An 18,287-nucleotide genomic window follows, 5' to 3' on the forward strand; every position below is an offset into this window, starting at 1 on the left:
ATCCCCCAAAAGCGACGCAAAGCTGCCTTCCGGGTTGGAAGGCAGCTTTTTTGCGGTCAGATGGCGGATTGGCGCTCGCGGCGGAAGCGGATCCTCATCATTCTGAGCTTCTCGTACTGGCGCTCCGTCTCCGGCTGCCCGTTTTCCGGTTCCCCGTAAATTTTGCGGAGCAGCGGCTTCAAATAACGGTCGCCCAGCTGAACCATCGCTTCGGAAGCTTGCGTCCACTCCTCCGAGGGCACGGAGGAAAGCTCCAAGTCGACGACCGGCAGCACGTCGTAGCCTTCCTCGTCCAAGCGTTCGATCCGCTCAACGAGCGTCCTCCGGTCGCACTGAAGGGCGGCTTCGATCTCGGCAAGCGTTTTGCCGTCCCGGATCGCCGCCAGGAGCGACCGCTTGTCGCGAACCGACGACAAGGCGCGCCCGTATTTCTCCTCCTTGATCTTGAACATCCACTCGGCGAAACGGTCGGCGTCAACCGCGCGGGCGACCCAATCCAGCGGGAACGAATGCTCCCGCGGCACGTCATTGAGCAACTCGATCAGCTCGCTGCCGTACTTCTCCGTCTTCGTCTTGCCGAAGCCGGGAATTTGGGCGAGCTCGGCGGGCGTCCGGGGAGCATAGACGGCCAGCATATGCAGCTCCCGGTTGGTCGCGACGAGATACGCGGAACGTTTCTCTTCGGAGGCTTTCGCCCTTCTCCATTGCTTCAAGGCGTTCGCGAGATCCGGATTCTCCTCATGCAGCTCGGCATAACATTGCACTTGCATCTGCAGGGACGGCTCCCGTTCCCACATCGGAGCGTCCAGCAAGCCGTCGATCAACGGGCGAAACCCCATTCTCATTTTCACGGCGGCGCCGTGGCGGAAGGCAGCCAGCAACTCCTCCCAGCTGATGCCCTCGTACCAAATCTCGTCTTCGGCCTCCGCCCTCGAGTCCCCGTTGCGCCACCCCGCGGTCCAAGTCCCCTGGTGCTCCCCGATGAACACCTGGCCCCGGACCTCCTCTTTGCCGTCCAAACGCTCCAACCGATTCAGAAAAACGATCTGCACCTGCGTTTCCTCCTTCGTCCCGCTCCGCGGGCCCGTATTCGTCCAGCCGTTTCCGCCGGTCGGATCCGCAGACGGCAAAAAAGCACCTCCCGCGCGAACGGCGGAGAGGTGCTTCCTCAATCCCAACAGTCTTGAACGCTTCCAGATTAGCAAAAAAACGGCAGCTTGGCAAGGCGAACAGCGCGGAATACCCGCGGTTCCCGAAGATCCCTTGGGAATGCCTCCTCCTTCGCGTATAATGAAACCATATGAATGGATGCCAGGAGGACTTATCGCCCATGCAAATGAAGGACTACGACTTTCTTTCCGACAGTACCGAACAGACGTCCACCCGCTTCGTCACCTTCGTCACGCCGAACCTGCACCGTTTCGATCTTGCGATCCTGACGACCAACCGTTTTTACGGCAAAAAACTCGTCACGGACATGCAAAGCGGGCGCAGCGGTATTTTGGGCGCTGACGATCTGGAGGAAGAAGGCGTATTAGAGAATACATTCCGCATCACCGAAGAGCAGGCAGCCGAGCTTGCGCAATTCCTGGTCCTCGTGCTCGGCGCCGTGAATTTTACGGACTGAGGTTCTCCAGAGTAAGTTAAGACCCCGCCGGAGATGCTATTGGAAATTCGCCCGTTTAAGGGAGGTTCTCCAATGCCCTGGTTTTGGCCAGAAAAAAAACAACCGGATCCCGACTTGTCCACCGTGGAATCCCAGCGTAACGACCTCACGGCCGAGGAATTCCCGGAAGGCCCCTACGGTTCTTCCCTGCTGGTCAAAACCCTGGGCAAAAGCACGCCCTGGCGGGAAGACCAACGTCCTCCGAACCGCTTCATGTACGAAAACCGGGAGCTGCACGCAGGACTCGAGCGCGGGTATCCCGGCGATCACGATCTGCACGACCATGCAACCGACGAGAACGACGTCTGACGAATCGAATACCCGTTACGGAGCGAACCTTAAGTTCGCGCCGAACACCAAGGAATTGCTGATGAGCCGGCCCGGCTTCGTCAGCATTTTTCCTTTGGCGAACAATCCGGATGACGCGCCTCCATCCAGATTCATGCCTTGAACCGCCCCGACCGCCTTCAAAATGTCCCCAAGCTCGCGCACGGTCGCCTTTCCGACGGTCACGACCACGACGCTGCCGTCTTTGCGGATGCCAATCCCGCTTCGGGCCGCCGCCAAGGAAATGATTTTCTCCTGCGTGAATCCTTCCTTCTTGGCGTCGACGGCGACTTTCCCGTCCTTCAGCACCCGAGGCCCGGCCCCGACGGCCGTGACGACGTCCCCCCAATCCATCGGCTGCCCTTCCGCATTCATATAGCGGACCCGGTAAGCGGCCGTTTTGCCCACTTGGAAACGCTCCGCCTGTTTGGTTTCGGTGCCCGTCAGCACGAGCACGAAGCCGTCTTGCGGAATGGCGACGTTCTCGTTCGCGGCGATTTTCTCGATGATCCCGGCTTTGACGACGATCGAAGTGCCGTAGGCGAAACCGATTTTCGATCCCCGTTTGGGCGTGAACAACGTCGCCGCATTGCTTTCCTTGGAGGGGGTGCGGTTAAAGAAGTAAGCGTACCAATTGTTCGGCCATTTGTCGGAACCGCCGATGGACCCTTCGATCTTGATTCGGAGCGAGTCCATCTTGGCGATCCCGTCCGCCGTAAATCCGATCGTCGTTCCTTTGTTGCTCAAATGCGCGATTTGACCGTCATGGATGATCGTATCCCAGGGCTCCGGAATGCCTCCGTACGCCTCGAAGAACGTTCCGTTCACGGCGGCGTCCGCGTGGCTCCTGAGAGCCATGTCTTTCAAATCTTCGACGCCGCCGACCTTGCCTCCCGCTAATGCAACATCAGCCGGCATGCCTTTCGGAAGGGTGACCACCTGAACCGAAAACGTTTTGGACCCCGATTTTATCTTGCGAGTCTCCACTTTCGGCGTCAATGGGGTTTTTGGAATATCGGCGGCTCGTACCGTCACGGAGATGTCGCAAAGCGGCGTCAGGCTGCCCGTCGACGGTTCCGCCGTTCCGACGGACAAAACCGAGCCGCCCGCCGCAAGGGGGATGACGAGACCGCGATCGGTGACGCGGGCCATCTTTGCCGGCTTCATCGCATAGGTGAAAGCCGAGCGGTCCATGCCGTATTTCCCGGGGATGTCCAATCGGCTTCCCAGCTCGACCGTCAAGGCACTTTCCGCGCAGACCGCCGGTACGGGAGACTCCGGCGCTGGCGACGGGGATGGCGTCGCGGCTTCGGCCTCCTGCGGGGGGACGGGCTCCGCTCCGATCACCGTAGGACTGGAAGTGGCCCAGACCAAAGAGGCGGCAAGCGTCAGCCCCGCCGCTGCACGGACGAATTTGCTTGAGTAGGAGTTGAACATAAGAAGAAAACGCCCCTTTATTTGCCGATTTCTTTGCTATCGGCATTTCAAGGGGCGTTTTTTAGGTCGTCGGAACCGGCGGCTCAGCCGATCCAGCGCAAGGCGTCCCGGAACTCGACGCGTTCGCAGATGGAAGTGATTTTATCGCGGTCTGCCATCCACAGGCATTCGGACAATTCGATCGATAAGGGCGCTTCGCAGTGGATGGTGGCCAGTTGGCGCGACAGATGCAGCATGTCCAGGTCGGCTTCGATTTTCTTCCGGACGGACGCGGGCAGGTTCGCCAGGTTTTCCAGGATCCCGTCGATCGAATCGTGCTCGAGAATGAGCTTGAGCGCGGTTTTCTCGCCGATCCCTTTCACGCCGGGATAGTTGTCGCTCGCGTCGCCCATCAAGCCTTTGAGGTCGACGATCTGTGCCGGCTTCATCTGCCGCTCTTCCATGAGATAGGCCGGCGTGTACACGGCATAATTGCCGTGGCCTTTCTTCATGATGACGACGGTGATCCGGTCATCCACCAACTGAAGCAGGTCGTGGTCGCCGGTCAATACGTATACGTCCGTCTCGGCGGCGAATCGGCGCGCCAGCGTGCCGATGCAGTCGTCCGCTTCGTAACCTTCGCAGCTGACGTTCACGATGCCGAAGTGCTCGGTGACGGTTTTGATCAATTCGAACTGGGGAATGAGGTCGTCCGGCGCTTCCGGGCGGTTCCCCTTGTATTGCGGAAAATGCTGCATCCGGAACGAGCCTCCGCCCAAATCCCAGCAGCAAACCAAATGCGTCGGTTTGATTTTGCGGACGGCGTCGCCCAAATACCGCAGGAAGCCGTGGATCGCGTTCACGGGCAGGCCGTCGCGATTCCGTTTGACGAAGCCGCTGTAAGCACTTGCGAAGTATGCGCGGAACAACAGCGCCATGCCGTCGACGAGCAGCACCGAGGGGGTGCCTCCGGCTGATTCTTTTAACATGGGATAACGTTCTCCTTCCCGGAGGATAAATCCATTCTCTATTTTAACATAGATCCGCCTATCGGCAGGATAAAAAGACGCTCATCCTTCATTCGGTCGGCTCGGCTTCGCGCAAGAAAGCGCCGATCCGCTCGGCCGCCTCTTCCAGGCGCTGCTCGGATTCGACGAGCGCAAGCCGAACGAAGCCCTCTCCCCGGGCGCCGAAGGCGTTGCCGGGAATGCTCGCCACGCCGGCCTTCGCGAGCATTTCACGGGAGAATCGCCGCGACGACCATCCCTCGGGAACGGGCGCCCAGACGAACATCGTCGCCTTCGGCGGCTCCACGTTCCAGCCCGCCTTATGCAGCCCCGAGATAAAGGCGTCCCGCCTCCGCTGGTACATGCCGGCCACCGATTCGGTCCCGGCCATGTCCATTTCCAGCGCGGCAACCCCAGCCTCTTGCACGGCCAGGAAAACGCCGAAATCGATGTTGTTTTTGAGCGCCCGCAAAGCGGACAGCGCCTCCCGGTTGCCTACGGCGAACCCCAGGCGCGTGCCGGCGAGGTGAAACGATTTGGACAGCGAATGGAACTCCACCGCCACATCCGACGCGCCCGGCACCTGAAGCACGCTGGGCGGGCGGAAACCGTCGTAGGCCATCTCGCTGTATGCATTGTCGTGTACGAGCAGCACGCCGCGCTTCCGGGCGGCATCGACGGCCCGTTCAAAGAAAGCGAGATCGGCGACCGCCGACAGCGGATTGCTCGGATAGTTCAGAATCATGAACTTCACCTTGTCCCAATCCGTTTCCGGCACGGCGTCGAAGTCCGGCAGGTAGCCGTTCTCCGCCGACAGCGGCAGCGGAATCGCCTCGACGTCGGCTACCGCGAGCCCCGCTCCGTAAACGGGATAGCCGGGATCGGGGAGCAAGGCTGCGTCCCCCGGGTTCGTGATCGCCAGCGCCAAGTGGCCGAGGCCGTCCTGCGTGCCCATCAGGGCCAGCACTTCATGCTCGGAGTTGAGCTCCACGCCGAAACGATGGCGGTACCAGCGGGCGACGGCCTCACGAAACCGGGGCGTCCCTTCGGTCCCCGGGTAACGGTACATGTCCGGCCGTTGGACGGCTGCCGCCAGCGCCTCCCGGACGGACTCTGCCGGCGGCCGGTCCGGGCTGCCGATATCGAGCGAGATGACGTCCATCCCCGCGCGGCGGGCTTCCTCTTTCCAAGACGCGACTTCCGCGAAAATGGCCGAGCCCAGCCGATCCAGCCTCCGGGATCTCCATTTCGAGTTTTCCATGATGACGCTCCTTCGTTAGGCCGGCACGATCAGGCCGACCTCCCCTATTTTCCAAATCATATAGAACAGGACGCCGACGAGGCCGCCGTAAAGCAGGCCCATGCGCAATCGCACGCCAAGCGGAACTTCGTAATAATGCTCATCTTCGTACAGCCGGCCTTCCATACGCACCGTAAACGTCAGTTTGCGGACCTCGTCCGGCCCCTTGACCTGCGTCAGCACGACCCGGTCGATCAGACAAGGCTGAGGCAAGCTCAGCTCGCCCCTGAACGACAGGACATCCCAAGAGAATTCCACCACGTGCTCCCCGTCCAGCCGGCAGTAGGCCGTGAACGGAAGCTCCCGGCGATGGGATTCCCCGGCGAAATACCAAGGAGGGAGGAGCGGGTCGACGTCCGCCCGGTACTCGCCTTCCACCGCGTATTGCCGGGTATTCCTGCGGTCGCGGATGAATCTCTTATACATTTCCCATAAAAACAAGAGCCAGATATAGAAAAAGATAAAGCCGCCGTACTTCCAGATAATGAACGGGCCGAGCACCGCCCCGACGAGCCAGAGCCAGCGGCTGACCGCCGTCACGATCCGGCCTCCGTCGAGAGGATGGATCGGCATCAGGTTGATCAGGTTGAGGAAAAACCCGGTGTAGGCTAACGCATACCAGATCGATTCCCCGCTCATTGAACCGATCGCATAGCAGACGAAGGCGCCGACCGTTCCGAGCAATGGCCCGCCGATCCCGATATAAGCCTCGGTGGCCGCATCTTTCGGATTGCGCTTGAGCAGAATCAAAGCTCCCACGAAAGGAATGAACATCGGGGCGTTGACCGGCACCTTCGCCCGGCGGGCCGCCCATACGTGACCGAGTTCGTGGACGAGCAGCAGCAGGACGAAGCCGACCGCGAACGTCCAAGGATAAATCAAGGCATAGGCCCCAATGCTGAGAGCCATCGTGGCGAGCGGCTTGCCGGCTTTCAGCAGGAACAGCAGCGCCGGTTTCAGCTTGCTCAACAGGACGAGCAGGCCCGTTCCCGCCGCCCATGGCCCGCCGCTTCGCTTTTTCTTTTGGACCGGGACGTCATGCTCCGGCACCGCCATTGCCGTTCCCCCGCTTTCCGCCGTCTATCGATCAAGCTCGTGATTCGTACGGCTACCAGTTTTGCTCGTACAAGTCTTCTTTGAAGCCTACCGTCACCTTGCGGCCATCCGTCACGACCGGCCTTTTGATGAGGCGGCCGTTGCTCGCGAGCAGCGCCATTTTCTCCTCGTCCGTCATGCCGGGAAGGCGGTCCTTCAACCCCATCTCGCGGTAGACTTCGCCGGAGACGTTAAACCATTTCTGAATCGGTAGACCGCTGAGAGGAACCCATTTTCGGAGCTGTTCCACCGTCGGCGCTTCCTCCCATAAATTATGGGAGTCCAGTTCGTAACCCTTGTTTTGCAGCCATTTGACCGCGCTGCGGCAAGTTCCGCAAGGCGGATATTGAAAGATCGTCAATTTTCCTTGTGCCATGCCCGTAAAGCTCCTTCCAAATTGCGTAAATCTGCCGGGAGAGCGGCGTTCAGCTTAAGCGGTTCTCCCGTGACCGGATGCCGGAACGAAAGCCGGATCGCATGCAGGGCTTGCCTTCCGATCACGCCCTTCAGCGACGTCGACAGCGCCGAAGCCTGCCAAACGGCATCCGAATAATAGTCGTCCCCGATCAAGGGACAGCCCGCGTGAAGCATATGGACCCGGATCTGGTGCGTGCGTCCCGTGCCCAGCCGGATGTCGAGCGCGGATGCGCCGCCGCAGGCGTAGCTCTCGGCCACTTCATAGAAAGTCTGCGACGGCGCTCCGTCCTCTCGCACGATCCGGCGATGGGGATCCTCCGAGGATCTGCCGATCGGGGCATTCACTTCCCCGCTCCGTTCCGGCGGCTCGCCGTACACGTAGGCGCGATAAAGCTTTTCCACCGTTCCTGCCGTCATTTGCTCCGCCAGCTGCTGGTGGGCGAACGCATGCTTGGCCACGACGACCAAGCCGGACGTCCATTCATCCAGCCGGTGCACCGGGTGAAACCGGGACTTCTCGCCCCGTTCCTTCCAGTAATGGACGATGCCGTTCGCCAGCGTGCCCATGTAATGGCCGGTCGTCGGATGAACGATCTGTCCCGCGGGTTTGTTCACGACGAGCAGATGGTCGTCCTCGAATACGATGTCCAATTCCATTGGCTGAGGCAAAATGTCCGGCGATTCCTCGCGCTCGATTCTGAGCTCGATGAGATCCCCCGCGGCCACCGCCTCGTTCGTCCTCGTCCGGCGGCCGTTCACGGTGATGCCGACTTCCGTCGACTTCAGCTTGACCAGCAGCCTTCGCGAGATGCCGAGCCGGCGCTGCAGCACCTCCCGCAGAAGCCTTCCGTCGTCGGAAGCCTCCGCTTGCAACGCGATCGGTTCATAATAACGATTGCCTGTTTCCGAAGTCACTCCGCCGGCCTCCGCTTGAACACGTTCGCGCCGCGCTCGTATTCCGCGTCCGGCACGCCCAGACGGGCGTTCGCCGCACGGGCGGCGGTGAACAGGAAGTCCGACAGCCGGTTCAAATAACGGCGCACTTCGGCCGGACACGGCCGTTCCGCCGCAAGCGCGACGACCCGCCGCTCGGCCCTTCTGCATACCGTCCGGCAGACGTGCAGCAGCGCGGCCGGCGGGCTTCCTCCCGGCAGAATGAACCGCTGAATCGGCGGCGTTTGCTGCTCGTATTCGTCGATCCACCGTTCGAGGCGGTTCGTCATCTCGTCGTTCACTTTCATTTTATCGGGCTCCGGGGAAGCATAGGACAGGTCGGATCCGCAATCGAACAGCTCGTGTTGGATCAAAATCAGCCGTTCCGCCATATCTCCCCAGACGCCGGCATCCTCGCAAGCCATCCAGGCGGCGGCTTGCCCGACGAACGAGTTCAGCTCGTCAATCGTTCCGTACGCTTCTATGCGGACGTCGTCTTTGGCGACACGTCCTCCCCCGATCACCGACGTTTTTCCTTCATCGCCGGTTCGGGTATAAATGTTCATCCGTCTGGTTCCCCCGTTTCACTCGGTGCCCTTTCACTTCAGCCGCCATGCCGGCGGTCAGGCGGTACACGGCATGGCTTTCTTCGGCCAGGATCCGCAGGGCCCGCGCCAGCTCGACTGCGTATAACCGCTCCCACGGATCGGGGCACAGGCCGGCGTAAGGCTCTTCGGCGACGACGATCCTTTTGCCTTGATAAGCCAGCAGCGCCTCCAGCAGCTCGCGGATCGTTCCTTCTCCCGGCCGCTCCAGTGCGTGAGGTTCCTGCCCTGCTGCCTTCGCATGACCGATGGCGGCACGAAACCATCCCGAAAGGCTGTCCACCACGAGCACGCGCCGATCGGCCAAGTACACGTTCGATTCGCGGTTAATCCGATCGATGCTTGAGGCCATCGCCGAGTCCGCCGTGAGCTCCTTCCACGCCAAGCCGGCGGAAAGGGAATCCTCTTCATAATCATGCCGGTTTCCTTCATTGGGGAAGGGGGGGCAGGAAAACCGGATGGATTCCCGTCCGAGCGAACGCGCCCACTTCATCGCATAAGCCGATTTTCCGCTTCCGACACCGCCGGTGATGAGCAGCAGCACCCTCGTCCCCCCTTGTCCCGCACTATCCCCACTATAGCATAATCGCCAATAAAAAAACGACATCGCCGCCCTTGCGGGCAGGGACTGTCGTTTTATAGATTGGTAGTATTTCCGAGCTTTCAGCGGGCTTTCTTGCGCCCCGTGGTCCACTGCATCATGTATTCGTTGATCTTCAAATCCAGCTGCCGGCTGATCATGATGACGGGGTCCGCCGTGAAGGACGCTTCCTTCAAAAACGTTTCCGCCATCTTCCGGCGAAGATCGTCGATATCCCTGACCAATTGGGTGCCGCCCTGGGGCTTTCTCTGCCATTCCGATGTCCGGTCAGTTCTGGAGTCCGCATGGCTATCGGTCTGGGGGACTTGGGAATAATCGTAGATTTCTGCCGAGTCCATGTTAACACTCCCTTCTATCCTGTCATCCGAAACGCTTTGAAAACCATTGGTAATTATAGCAGTCTCTACTACATTAAACAACTAAAATCGCTAGAAATCAGCTTTATTTGATTTTGTTCAAAAAATTTCCAATCCGTTCGAGCGCTTCGTTCAGTTGAGCGACCGAAGTGGCGTAGCAGCAGCGGAGGAAGCCCTCGCCGCCTTTGCCGAACACGTGGCCTGGCACCGCGGCGACCTTCGCCTCCAGCACCAGCCGCTGGGCGAATTCCTCCGAGGTCATGCCGGTCGATTGGATCGACGGGAACGCATAGAAGGCGCCCTGTGGCTCGTGGCACGGCAGACCCATTTGGCGGAAGCCTTGCACGACCAGCCGTCTGCGTTGGTTGTACGATTCGATCATCCGGTCCTTCTCTTCCATGCCGGTGGGGCTCAGCGATTCCAGCGCGGCGACTTGGCCCATGATCGGGGCGCACATGATCGTATATTGGTGGATTTTCAGCATGGCGCTGATGATGTCGGGATGGCCGCAGGCGTATCCCATGCGCCAACCGGTCATCGCAAACGCTTTGGAAAAGCCGCTGACGAGGACGGTGCGGTCCTTCATGCCCGGAAGCGAAGCGATGCTCACGTGTTTGGAACCGTAAGTCAGCTCGGCGTAAATTTCGTCCGAAATGACGATCAAGTCGTGCTCCACCACCAGTTTGGCGATCGGGAGCAGGTCTTCGTAGGTCATGATGCCGCCCGTCGGGTTGCTCGGGAAGCAAAGCACGAGCACCTTGGACCGCGGCGTGATGGCCGCGCGCAAGTTTTCGGCGGTCAACTTGAAGTTGTCCTTGGCGAACGTTTCGATGCCGACCGGGACCCCGCCGACCAGCGAGCTGATCGGGGCATAGGGGATGTAAGTCGGCTCGGGGACCAGGATTTCGTCGCCCGGCTCGATCAGCGCCCGAAGCGCGAGGTCGATCCCTTCGCTGCCGCCGACGGTGACGAGAACTTCCTTGCCCGGATCGTAGTTCAGGGAGAACTGGTCGTTTAAGTAGCGGCAGATCGCTTCCCGAAGCTCCGGCGTGCCAGCGTTGGGCGTGTACTGCGTCTTTCCTTTTTCCAGGGAGTAGACCGCCGCGTCGCGCACCCGCCAGGGGGTGACGAAATCGGGCTCGCCCACGCCCAGCGAAATGATGTCTTTGTCTTTGCTGTTGCTGACCAAGTCAAAAAAGCGCCGGATCCCCGATGGAGGAATGGCGCGTGCGCTGGCATTCAAATAATGCTTCATGCCCGATTCGACGGGCGGCTGCGTCATCGTCTGCGAAAATTCCTTGTCTTTGATCATGGGACACCGGTCCTTTGCGCTGAGCTGACGGCAGGAGCGTTACGGGGAAACCAACAGACGCCCGTCGTCCTCGAATTCCTCGAAAATGATGCCGTCTTGCTTGTATTTTTTCAAAATGAAGAACGTTTTGGTGGAAATGACCGAATCGATCGTCGACAGCTTATTGGAGACGAAGGAGGCGACTTCCTTCAGGTTTTTGCCTTCGATTTCCACGCACAAATCGTACGCGCCGGACATCAGGTACACCGATTTCACTTCGGGATACAGGTAGATGCGCTCCGCGATGCTTTCGAAGCCGCGGCCGCGTTCCGGGGTGCATTCCACCTCGATCAGCGCGGTTACCTTCTCGTCGTCCACCTTGCTCCAGTTGACGACGGTCGCGTATTTCACGATGACGTGATCTTGTTCCATCTCCGAGATCGCGGCGGAAACTTCTTGTTCTTCTGCGCCGAGCATCGTGGCGATCGTAGAAGGCTGCAGTCGCGCGTCTTCCTTGAGCAGATCCAGGATGCTTAATTTCAATTGGTTCATCGCAATCCCTCTTTATCTACGTCCGGTCCGGTCCCAGCGTGCGGCAAGGAGCCTCTGGACGTTTAAATTACTCTTCATATTACATCAAAAACAGGCTCCGTGTGAAGAAAAATAAAGGGCGGCCCGGTTTACAACAGCTTGGGAAAACGTGGATGGTTCCCATCCGGTTTCCAAGCATGGGAACGTAAAGTTCCTCCACCGACGGCTTGAAAGAGTCCGCACTCCTGCAACCGGTCCGCGATTTGCCTGGAAGTTCGGTAACCGCATCCGAAATATCCCTGAATGTCAGTCAGCCGAATCGGCCGTCCTAACCGCAAGGCCAGTTTTACGGTCTCCATGTCGCGGTCGTATGCCTCCTCCGTAGCATTTCCTCCCGTTCCGAATAATCGCCCGATTAACTGCAAAAGCAATTGCTGCCACACTTTCGGACGCTCAAGCAAATCATCGTACCCGATGCGGATCACGATCCAACCGTCCAGCGTCAGGTGCATCTGACGAATCCGTTCGTCGCAAAATTGCTTTCTCGAAATATCTCTCAAATGAGCGCCGATGCCATCCACTTCGATTGCTATTCGTATTGGAGGACGTATGTAGGCGAAGTCGATGAACCGTCTGCCTTCCAAAAAGTCCCTCACCTCATATTCCGGATGCAGCTATTCGAAATGGCCAAAAGCGGGGTGCCAAACATTCTTTAGCATGGTGATCTCGCCGTGCCCGTGCCCGACCTCCAAGCGCCGCCTGCGTTCTCCGGTTCTCCTCTGCAGGTGTCCGTCCAACCATTTTCGATGTTCCGACTCAAATCGATCCATATTGGCTTCCTCCTCATGTCCGCGAAAACAAAAACGCCGCCCGACCGGAAGAGGGTTCTCCGGCAGAGCGGCGTATGCTTTACGCCCAGCTACTCATATCCATTCTTTTACATTTTGGCCTGCTTGGGTGAATTTGTCTAGGGATTCTACGAAAATTAATGCTTTCTGACACTAATTTGCGTGCAACGGGCGATGAGCAGCGGGAGTTATTGCTTTTCGACGCTAATTCGGAATAAATGGGGCTCCGATCGGCAGTTTAGAGCAAAGTTAGTGTTCAAAAGCAATAACTCCGACTAAAGTGCCTCAACATTCTCGGAGTTGGTGTCACAAAGCAATAAATCGGCTCAAAACGATGGAGAGTGGTGTCTCCAGCCTGCTGCTCGCTCAGAAAATCCCCATGCTGAGATACCGCTCGCCCGTGTCGGGCGCGATGCAGAGGACGCGCTTGCCCGGCCCGAGCCGGCGGGCGACCTGCAGCGCCGCCCAGACGGACGCGCCGGAGGACGGTCCGACAAGGATGCCCTCCTTTGCGGCAAGCTGCCGCATCGTACCCAGCGCGTCCTCATCCGTCACGCGGATGATTTCGTCGTAGACGGACGTGTTCAAGATCGCCGGCACGAACCCCGGGCTGGTGCCGACCAACTTGTGCGGCCCCGGCTCCCCGCCGCTCAGCACCGGCGAGCCGTCGGGCTCCACGACGGCGATGTGCAGGCCGGGGAGCCTCTCGCGCAGCGTCTCGCCGACGCCGGTGATCGTCCCGCCCGTTCCTGCGGTCGCGACGAAGGCATCGAGTAGCCCGTCGGTCTGCTCGAGAATTTCGAGCGCCGTCGTCGTGCGGTGGATGTCAGGGTTCGCGGGATTTTCGAACTGGTTCGGCATGTAGCTGCCCGGAATCTCCGCCAACAGGCGCCGGGCTTCCGCAATGGCGCCCGGCATCCGAAGCGCGGCCGGCGTCAGTACGACTTCCGCTCCGTATGCCTTGAGCAGCGCGATCCGTTCCTTCGTCATGTTATCCGGCATGACGAGAATGAGCCGGTAGCCGCGGGCGGCGGCGTTCATGGCCAGACCGATGCCCGTATTGCCGCTCGTCGGCTCAACGATGACCGAGCCGGGAGCGATCATTCCACGCGCCTCGGCATCCGCCACCAATCCCCAAGCGGCCCTGTCTTTGACGCTGCCGCTCGGGTTCATTTTCTCCAGCTTCACCAAAACTTCCGCGACGTCCTCTCCCGCGATACGCCGGAGGCGGACCGCCGGCGTATCCCCGATGAGTTCGGTAACGGAACGGACGGCCTTGCTCATGGCCGCTTGCCCGAACGGGCCGTGCCTGCTTGGCTGAGCCGGCGCGCGATTTGGCTGCGCCCTTCTTCCGAAAGGGTCTGTTGTACCGTGAAGCAAGCCGGGCAAACGTACACGGTATAAGAGAACGGCGCCTCCAACACGGGCTGCCCCAGTTCATCCGGAACGCGCGGCCGGAACGCCGACGGCGCCACTTGCGCTTCGCCCGCCTCGAGCATATACTCCCGGCAATGCGGGCATTCCGGCACGACGTCCTGCTCGTCGAGCAGCTTCTCCACGGATTCCTCGAACCGAAGCAGCGCCTCGTTCTTCTCCGTCAGCTCCCCGTCGTCCACCCACGACAAGTCTTCCCCACTTTCCGACGAATCCCCGCCGGTGTACTCCTCTTCTTCTTCCTCATCCTCTTCGTCGCCGAGACCGATCCTCAGCGTCCGGTATCCGTCCAATTCGTTCTCGCAGACCGGGCAAAATTTTTCCGGTTCGGCGCCTTCTTCCTGCGGAATCTCGCTTTGGCACCACGGACATACGACTACGGACATGTTCCTCGCTCCTCGCTTTTCCACGAAAGTACGTCTGGTTTTTTAACCCGCCCGCCACATATAGATGACGCCGAAAATAATGAAAACGACGGCTAGCGCGAACAAAGTTCCCCACAAATATTTCATCCGGCAAAATCCTCCGAGTTTACGTCACCGCAGCGCCGATAATGTACGATAGCGAGACGGATATGATCATCGCAAGCAGGCCGACGGCCCGGTTGTCCTTCCCGATTTCCTCGTCGATCCGGAACACCGGGGTCAGGAATTCGAACAAAAAATAGGCGGCCAGCAGCAGCAAGAAACCGACCGCCGCCCACAGCAGGCTCTCATAGATCGAGTCGTTGGCCGAGATGGAGAATCGGAAAATGTTGCAAATCCCGAAAATCTTGCCTCCCGTCGCCATCGCGGCCGCCACGTTCCCTTTGCGGATTTCCTCCCAGCCATCGTAACGGGTGACCCGTTCGAAAACCGAGAGGAACACGATCAACGCCAAAATGCCCACCGAAAAATAAGCCAGCACCGACGCCAAAGGATACTTCATTAAAGAATCGATCGCGTCCTGCATGGAATCCCCTCCGTCAATGGAGTTCGGCGACCGTCACGCCCGCGCCGCCTTCCCCGTAATGGCCGAGCCGGAAGCTTTTCACGTGCTTGTGCCTGCGCAGGAAATCCTGCACTCCCGTGCGCAAAGCGCCGGTGCCTTTACCATGGATGACGTAGACTTGGCCCAAGTTGGCCAAAAACGCTTCGTCGAGGAACCGATCGACCTCGAGGATCGCTTCGTCCAGCGTGGCGCCCCGCAAATCGAGCTCGCTCCGCATGTTCTCGTCCCTCGTGCGTTTCACCGAAGCTCCCGCGGATTTGGCCGGCGTTTTGGCTTGCGGTTTTTTACCCATCGGTTCGAGATCGGCCAGCGCGACTTTCATTTTCATGATGCCGAGCTGCACGACGGCTTCGGCGTTCCCGGTCAGCTCCACGACATGGCCTTTCTGGCCGCCTAGGGAGTGCACCCTCACTTCGTCGCCGGGCTCGATTTTCGCCGTTTTGGCGCCCGCCGCGGCGCGCGGACGTGCAGCCGGAGCCGGCACCGCGTCCTCCAGCCGCCGCCGGGACTCGATCAGCTTATGCTCCTTGATCGAAGCGCCTTCCTCCAGGGCCATTTTGCGAAGATCGGAGATGATCTCCTCCGCTTCCCGCCTGGCTTTGGCGACGGATTGCCGCGCTTCCTCGCGAGCCTCGTCGAGCAGCTTGACCTTCTGCTCTTGAAAACGGCTGCGCTCCTCTTCGATCTGCTGCCGGAGCTTCTCCACTTCCGCACGGAGACGTTCCGCCGTCACCCGCTCCGATTCCGCCCTGCGGCGGTCCTGCTCGAGAGAGGCGATCATCGTGTCCACCTTCAGCTCGTCTTCGCTCACTTCCCCCTTGGCGTGCTCGATGATGCTCCGCTTCAGGCCCAGCCGCTCGGCGATCGCGAACGCATTGCTTCGTCCAGGCACTCCGACGAGCAGACGGTACGTCGGCCGCAGCGTCGCGACGTCGAATTCCATGCTGGCATTCGTAATGCCATCGCGATTGTATGCGTACGCCTTAAGCTCGCTGTAGTGCGTCGTGGCGACGATCCGGCAGCCGATCCGGTGAAGATGCTCCAAAATCGCGATCGCGAGCGCCGAGCCCTCGGCGGGATCGGTGCCCGCGCCGAGCTCGTCGAGCAGCACGAGGCTTTTGGCCGTCACTTGGTCCAGCATGGAGATCAGGTTCGTCATGTGGCTGGAGAACGTACTGAGGTTCTGCTCGATGCTCTGTTCGTCTCCGATATCCGCATAGATGCCGTCGAAAACGCACAAGGTGCTTCCTTCGTCCGCAGTCACGAACAGACCGGACATCGCCATCAGGCTGAGCAGGCCGATCGTTTTGAGCGAAACGGTTTTGCCGCCGGTATTCGGGCCCGTCACGATAATCGCCGAGTAGGCGCCGCCCAGCTCCACGTCGATCGGCACGACTTTCTTGGGATCGATGAGCGGGTGACGGGCTCTGCGGAGGTCCAGCCTTCCTTCGTCGTTCATCGCCGGAAGGGTCGCGAAATCGGACTGAGCCAGGGAGGCTTTGGCGAAAATGAAATCGAGCAAACCCAGCGTTTCGGTGTCGCCGGCCAGCAGATCGGCTTTTTCCCCGGTCAATTCGCTGAGCCGGCGAAGGATCCGTTCGATCTCCCGCTGCTCGCGAAGCTTCAGCTCCCGCAGCTTGTTGTTCAGCTGGACGACCGCCTCCGGCTCGATGAACAGCGTGGCGCCGCTTCCGGACTGGTCGTGCACGATGCCGCCGAAATGCCCGCGGTATTCCTGCTTCACGGGAATGACGTAGCGGTCGCCGCGGATGGTGATCAGCGCGTCTTGAAGCATTTTCTGCACGGAAGAGGACCGGATCATGCTCTCCAGCTTCTCCCGCGCGCGCCCTTCGCCTACGCGGATCTCTCTGCGGATCGTTCCCAGCTCCGGACTCGCGGAGTCGAGCACGTCGCCCTGTTCGTCGATGCAGCGTCGGATTTCGTCCTCGAGCGATTTGAAGTCCGTCAGCGGCTCGACCAAATCCTCCAGCAGGGGGATTTGCGCCTCTTCCGTTACCGAAACGACGTACCGTTTCAGCTTCCGGATGCCGGCGATCAGTTGGGCGATATCCATCAGCTCGGACGGCTGCAGCATGCCGCCGAGTTTTGCTCTCGTCAGCTCCGGACGGACGTCGCTGATGCCGCCGAACGGCGCCGATCCTTTGATCGCGGCGGCGCGCACGGCTTCGTCCGTCTCTTGGAGCAGCCGCTGCGCTTCGCGGATATCTCGCGTCGGCTTCAGACGGCCGGCAAGTTCCTTGCCGAGCGAGGTCTCGCATGCCGCCGTCAGCCGTTGGATGATTTTGTCGTATTCCAATGTATGGAGCGCCTTGTCGTTCACGGCGTTATCCCCAACTCCTCTCGCCCCTTATTATAGCCGAACCGTTCATTCTTGCGAAAGCTACCGCTCATAGGGAACGGAAGAAGGGATACACTAAGCGTATCCCGAAAGAAGGAGGCAACTGCACATGAGTTTCATCGGTCATGTGGTACGGTTCATCGTTTCGGCGATCGTGTTGATGATCGTAGGATGGCTCGTCCCGAACTTCAGCGTAGGCGGATTCTGGAGCGCGCTGTTCCTTGCGCTCGTCATTGCGCTTTTCGGGTGGATCCTCGAAGGCATCTTCGGCAGAAGGATCACCCCGTTCGGACGGGGAATCGTCGGTTTCCTGTCCAGCGCTCTCGTTATTTGGCTGGCCCAATTCGTCGTCGGCGGCGTACGCGCTACGATCTTGGGAGCGATTTTGGCGGCCCTCGTGGTCGGCATCATCGACCTGTTCATTCCGGTGGGCCCATTTCGGGCGGCGAAGGACGACAGAGCCCGCAGTTGATCCGAACGGGCATGCCCGCTTGCACCCCGGCGCCGGGCGCCGGGGTACTTCGCGTTCGGGCAGTTGTTCACGAACCCGCCATGGTTGGGGCGAAAACGATCGAACGGCTTGTGATACAATAGGTTCGATCATTTTCTATTTTTGGAGGGAGAACCCAATCATGCGCCACAAACTGGCATCCTTGCTGATCCTCGGTGCCCTGGCTTTCGCGCTGTCCGCATGCGGCGGCGGCAAAGACAGCGGACCCCAGGCGAGCGAAAGCCCGTCCGCCTCTCAAACGGCCTCTCAAGAGGTGGTCATCAAAGCAAGCAACTGGGAATTCGACAAACCGGAATACATCGTACCTAAAGATACGCCCGTCAAAATCACGCTGGAATTGGACGGCGGCCACGGCATCAAAATCGACGAAGCCGGCATCAACCTCGGACCCGGCCACGAGTCGACGGTCGTCACCATGAAGGCCGGCACGTATGAATTCAAATGCAGCATCATGTGCGGCAGAGGCCACAAGGACATGGTCTCGAAGCTCATCGTGCAATGAGGCGGAATCCCGGAGCTTAAGGCGCCGGGATTTTTTGTTGCGTGCATGCGTACGGTTAACCGGAAAATCGGGCAATCTCCCGCATTTGGCTGCCCTCT

The 18,287-nt window shown here is 59.8% G+C and carries 21 protein-coding genes; 4 read left to right on the forward strand and 17 right to left on the reverse strand.

Translation table 11 applies throughout. The features are described 5' to 3' along the window. Window positions 1-56: 56 nt before the first annotated feature. Window positions 57-1,130 carry an HRDC domain-containing protein gene (locus EAV92_RS13940; protein WP_123041666.1) on the reverse strand — a complete coding sequence of 358 codons (1,074 nt, stop codon included), beginning with the start codon at window positions 1,128-1,130 and terminating at the stop codon, window positions 57-59. Window positions 1,131-1,330: 200 nt separating this feature from the next. Here EAV92_RS13940 and EAV92_RS13945 point away from each other — a divergent pair, with 200 nt between their 5' ends. Then, window positions 1,331-1,627 (forward strand): DUF3055 domain-containing protein, encoded by a 297-nt coding sequence (locus EAV92_RS13945; RefSeq protein ID WP_206424221.1) that lies wholly within the window; start codon window positions 1,331-1,333, stop codon window positions 1,625-1,627. Window positions 1,628-1,699: 72 nt separating this feature from the next. Next, complete coding sequence (locus tag EAV92_RS13950; protein WP_123041667.1) at window positions 1,700-1,975, forward strand: hypothetical protein; 276 nt, start codon at window positions 1,700-1,702, stop codon at window positions 1,973-1,975. A gap of 15 nt (window positions 1,976-1,990) precedes the next feature. Here the strand turns inward: EAV92_RS13950 and EAV92_RS13955 are convergent, their stop codons facing one another. The 16 genes from EAV92_RS13955 to EAV92_RS14030 form a co-directional block, all read right to left on the reverse strand. Further along, complete coding sequence (locus EAV92_RS13955; RefSeq protein WP_123041668.1) at window positions 1,991-3,430, reverse strand: phosphodiester glycosidase family protein; 1,440 nt, start codon at window positions 3,428-3,430, stop codon at window positions 1,991-1,993. An 83-nt stretch (window positions 3,431-3,513) separates the two neighbouring features. Beyond that, entirely contained in the window at window positions 3,514-4,398 is an 885-nt protein-coding gene (locus EAV92_RS13960) for a 5'-3' exonuclease (protein ID WP_123041669.1), read from the reverse strand. An 88-nt stretch (window positions 4,399-4,486) separates the two neighbouring features. Next, the gene (locus EAV92_RS13965) at window positions 4,487-5,677 is read right to left on the reverse strand and encodes an aminotransferase class I/II-fold pyridoxal phosphate-dependent enzyme (RefSeq protein WP_123041670.1); all 1,191 of its coding nucleotides are present in this window, start codon (window positions 5,675-5,677) and stop codon (window positions 4,487-4,489) included. Window positions 5,678-5,692: 15 nt separating this feature from the next. Then, the gene (locus EAV92_RS13970) at window positions 5,693-6,772 is read right to left on the reverse strand and encodes a site-2 protease family protein (protein WP_123041671.1); all 1,080 of its coding nucleotides are present in this window, start codon (window positions 6,770-6,772) and stop codon (window positions 5,693-5,695) included. Window positions 6,773-6,824: 52 nt separating this feature from the next. Continuing rightward, the gene (locus EAV92_RS13975) at window positions 6,825-7,187 is read right to left on the reverse strand and encodes an arsenate reductase family protein (protein ID WP_123041672.1); all 363 of its coding nucleotides are present in this window, start codon (window positions 7,185-7,187) and stop codon (window positions 6,825-6,827) included. Continuing rightward, window positions 7,169-8,143 (reverse strand): RluA family pseudouridine synthase, encoded by a 975-nt coding sequence (locus EAV92_RS13980; RefSeq protein ID WP_123041673.1) that lies wholly within the window; start codon window positions 8,141-8,143, stop codon window positions 7,169-7,171. Before EAV92_RS13980 ends, EAV92_RS13975 begins: the two co-directional genes overlap by 19 nt. Next, a complete protein-coding gene (locus EAV92_RS13985; protein WP_123041674.1) occupies window positions 8,140-8,727 on the reverse strand; it encodes a cob(I)yrinic acid a,c-diamide adenosyltransferase in 588 nt (195 codons plus the stop codon). Before EAV92_RS13985 ends, EAV92_RS13980 begins: the two co-directional genes overlap by 4 nt. Beyond that, window positions 8,699-9,310, reverse strand: a complete 612-nt coding sequence (locus EAV92_RS13990) for a bifunctional adenosylcobinamide kinase/adenosylcobinamide-phosphate guanylyltransferase (RefSeq protein ID WP_164472778.1) — start codon at window positions 9,308-9,310, stop codon at window positions 8,699-8,701. The genes EAV92_RS13985 and EAV92_RS13990 overlap by 29 nt, the downstream gene beginning before the upstream one ends. A 119-nt stretch (window positions 9,311-9,429) precedes the next feature. Next, window positions 9,430-9,705: an aspartyl-phosphate phosphatase Spo0E family protein gene (locus tag EAV92_RS13995; RefSeq protein WP_123041676.1), complete on the reverse strand. Its 276-nt coding sequence runs from the start codon at window positions 9,703-9,705 to the stop codon at window positions 9,430-9,432. Window positions 9,706-9,808: 103 nt separating this feature from the next. After that, window positions 9,809-11,035, reverse strand: coding sequence for an aminotransferase class I/II-fold pyridoxal phosphate-dependent enzyme (locus tag EAV92_RS14000; protein ID WP_123041677.1), 1,227 nt, complete (start codon window positions 11,033-11,035; stop codon window positions 9,809-9,811). 39 nt (window positions 11,036-11,074) lie between these two features. Further along, complete coding sequence (locus EAV92_RS14005) at window positions 11,075-11,566, reverse strand: Lrp/AsnC family transcriptional regulator (RefSeq protein ID WP_123041678.1); 492 nt, start codon at window positions 11,564-11,566, stop codon at window positions 11,075-11,077. A 128-nt stretch (window positions 11,567-11,694) separates the two neighbouring features. Continuing rightward, the gene (locus EAV92_RS14010; protein WP_164472779.1) at window positions 11,695-12,057 is read right to left on the reverse strand and encodes a hypothetical protein; all 363 of its coding nucleotides are present in this window, start codon (window positions 12,055-12,057) and stop codon (window positions 11,695-11,697) included. A 702-nt stretch (window positions 12,058-12,759) separates the two neighbouring features. Further along, window positions 12,760-13,677: a cysteine synthase A gene (cysK, locus tag EAV92_RS14015; RefSeq protein WP_123041680.1), complete on the reverse strand. Its 918-nt coding sequence runs from the start codon at window positions 13,675-13,677 to the stop codon at window positions 12,760-12,762. Beyond that, the gene (locus EAV92_RS14020; RefSeq protein WP_123041681.1) at window positions 13,674-14,213 is read right to left on the reverse strand and encodes a hypothetical protein; all 540 of its coding nucleotides are present in this window, start codon (window positions 14,211-14,213) and stop codon (window positions 13,674-13,676) included. The genes cysK and EAV92_RS14020 overlap by 4 nt, the downstream gene beginning before the upstream one ends. Before the next feature lie 145 nt (window positions 14,214-14,358). Then, window positions 14,359-14,778, reverse strand: coding sequence for a DUF350 domain-containing protein (locus EAV92_RS14025; protein WP_123041682.1), 420 nt, complete (start codon window positions 14,776-14,778; stop codon window positions 14,359-14,361). A 13-nt stretch (window positions 14,779-14,791) separates the two neighbouring features. Next, window positions 14,792-17,158: an endonuclease MutS2 gene (locus EAV92_RS14030; RefSeq protein WP_123041683.1), complete on the reverse strand. Its 2,367-nt coding sequence runs from the start codon at window positions 17,156-17,158 to the stop codon at window positions 14,792-14,794. Between the two features lie 127 nt (window positions 17,159-17,285). On the opposite strand from EAV92_RS14030, the gene EAV92_RS14035 reads away from it, so the two are divergent. Beyond that, entirely contained in the window at window positions 17,286-17,648 is a 363-nt protein-coding gene (locus EAV92_RS14035) for a phage holin family protein (RefSeq protein WP_123041684.1), read from the forward strand. 160 nt (window positions 17,649-17,808) lie between these two features. After that, window positions 17,809-18,189, forward strand: a complete 381-nt coding sequence (locus EAV92_RS14040) for a cupredoxin domain-containing protein (RefSeq protein WP_123041685.1) — start codon at window positions 17,809-17,811, stop codon at window positions 18,187-18,189. Window positions 18,190-18,287 lie beyond the last annotated feature (98 nt).

The sequence above is a fragment of the Cohnella candidum genome, from assembly GCF_003713065.1.
Classification (GTDB): Bacteria; Bacillota; Bacilli; order Paenibacillales; family Paenibacillaceae; genus Cohnella; species Cohnella candidum.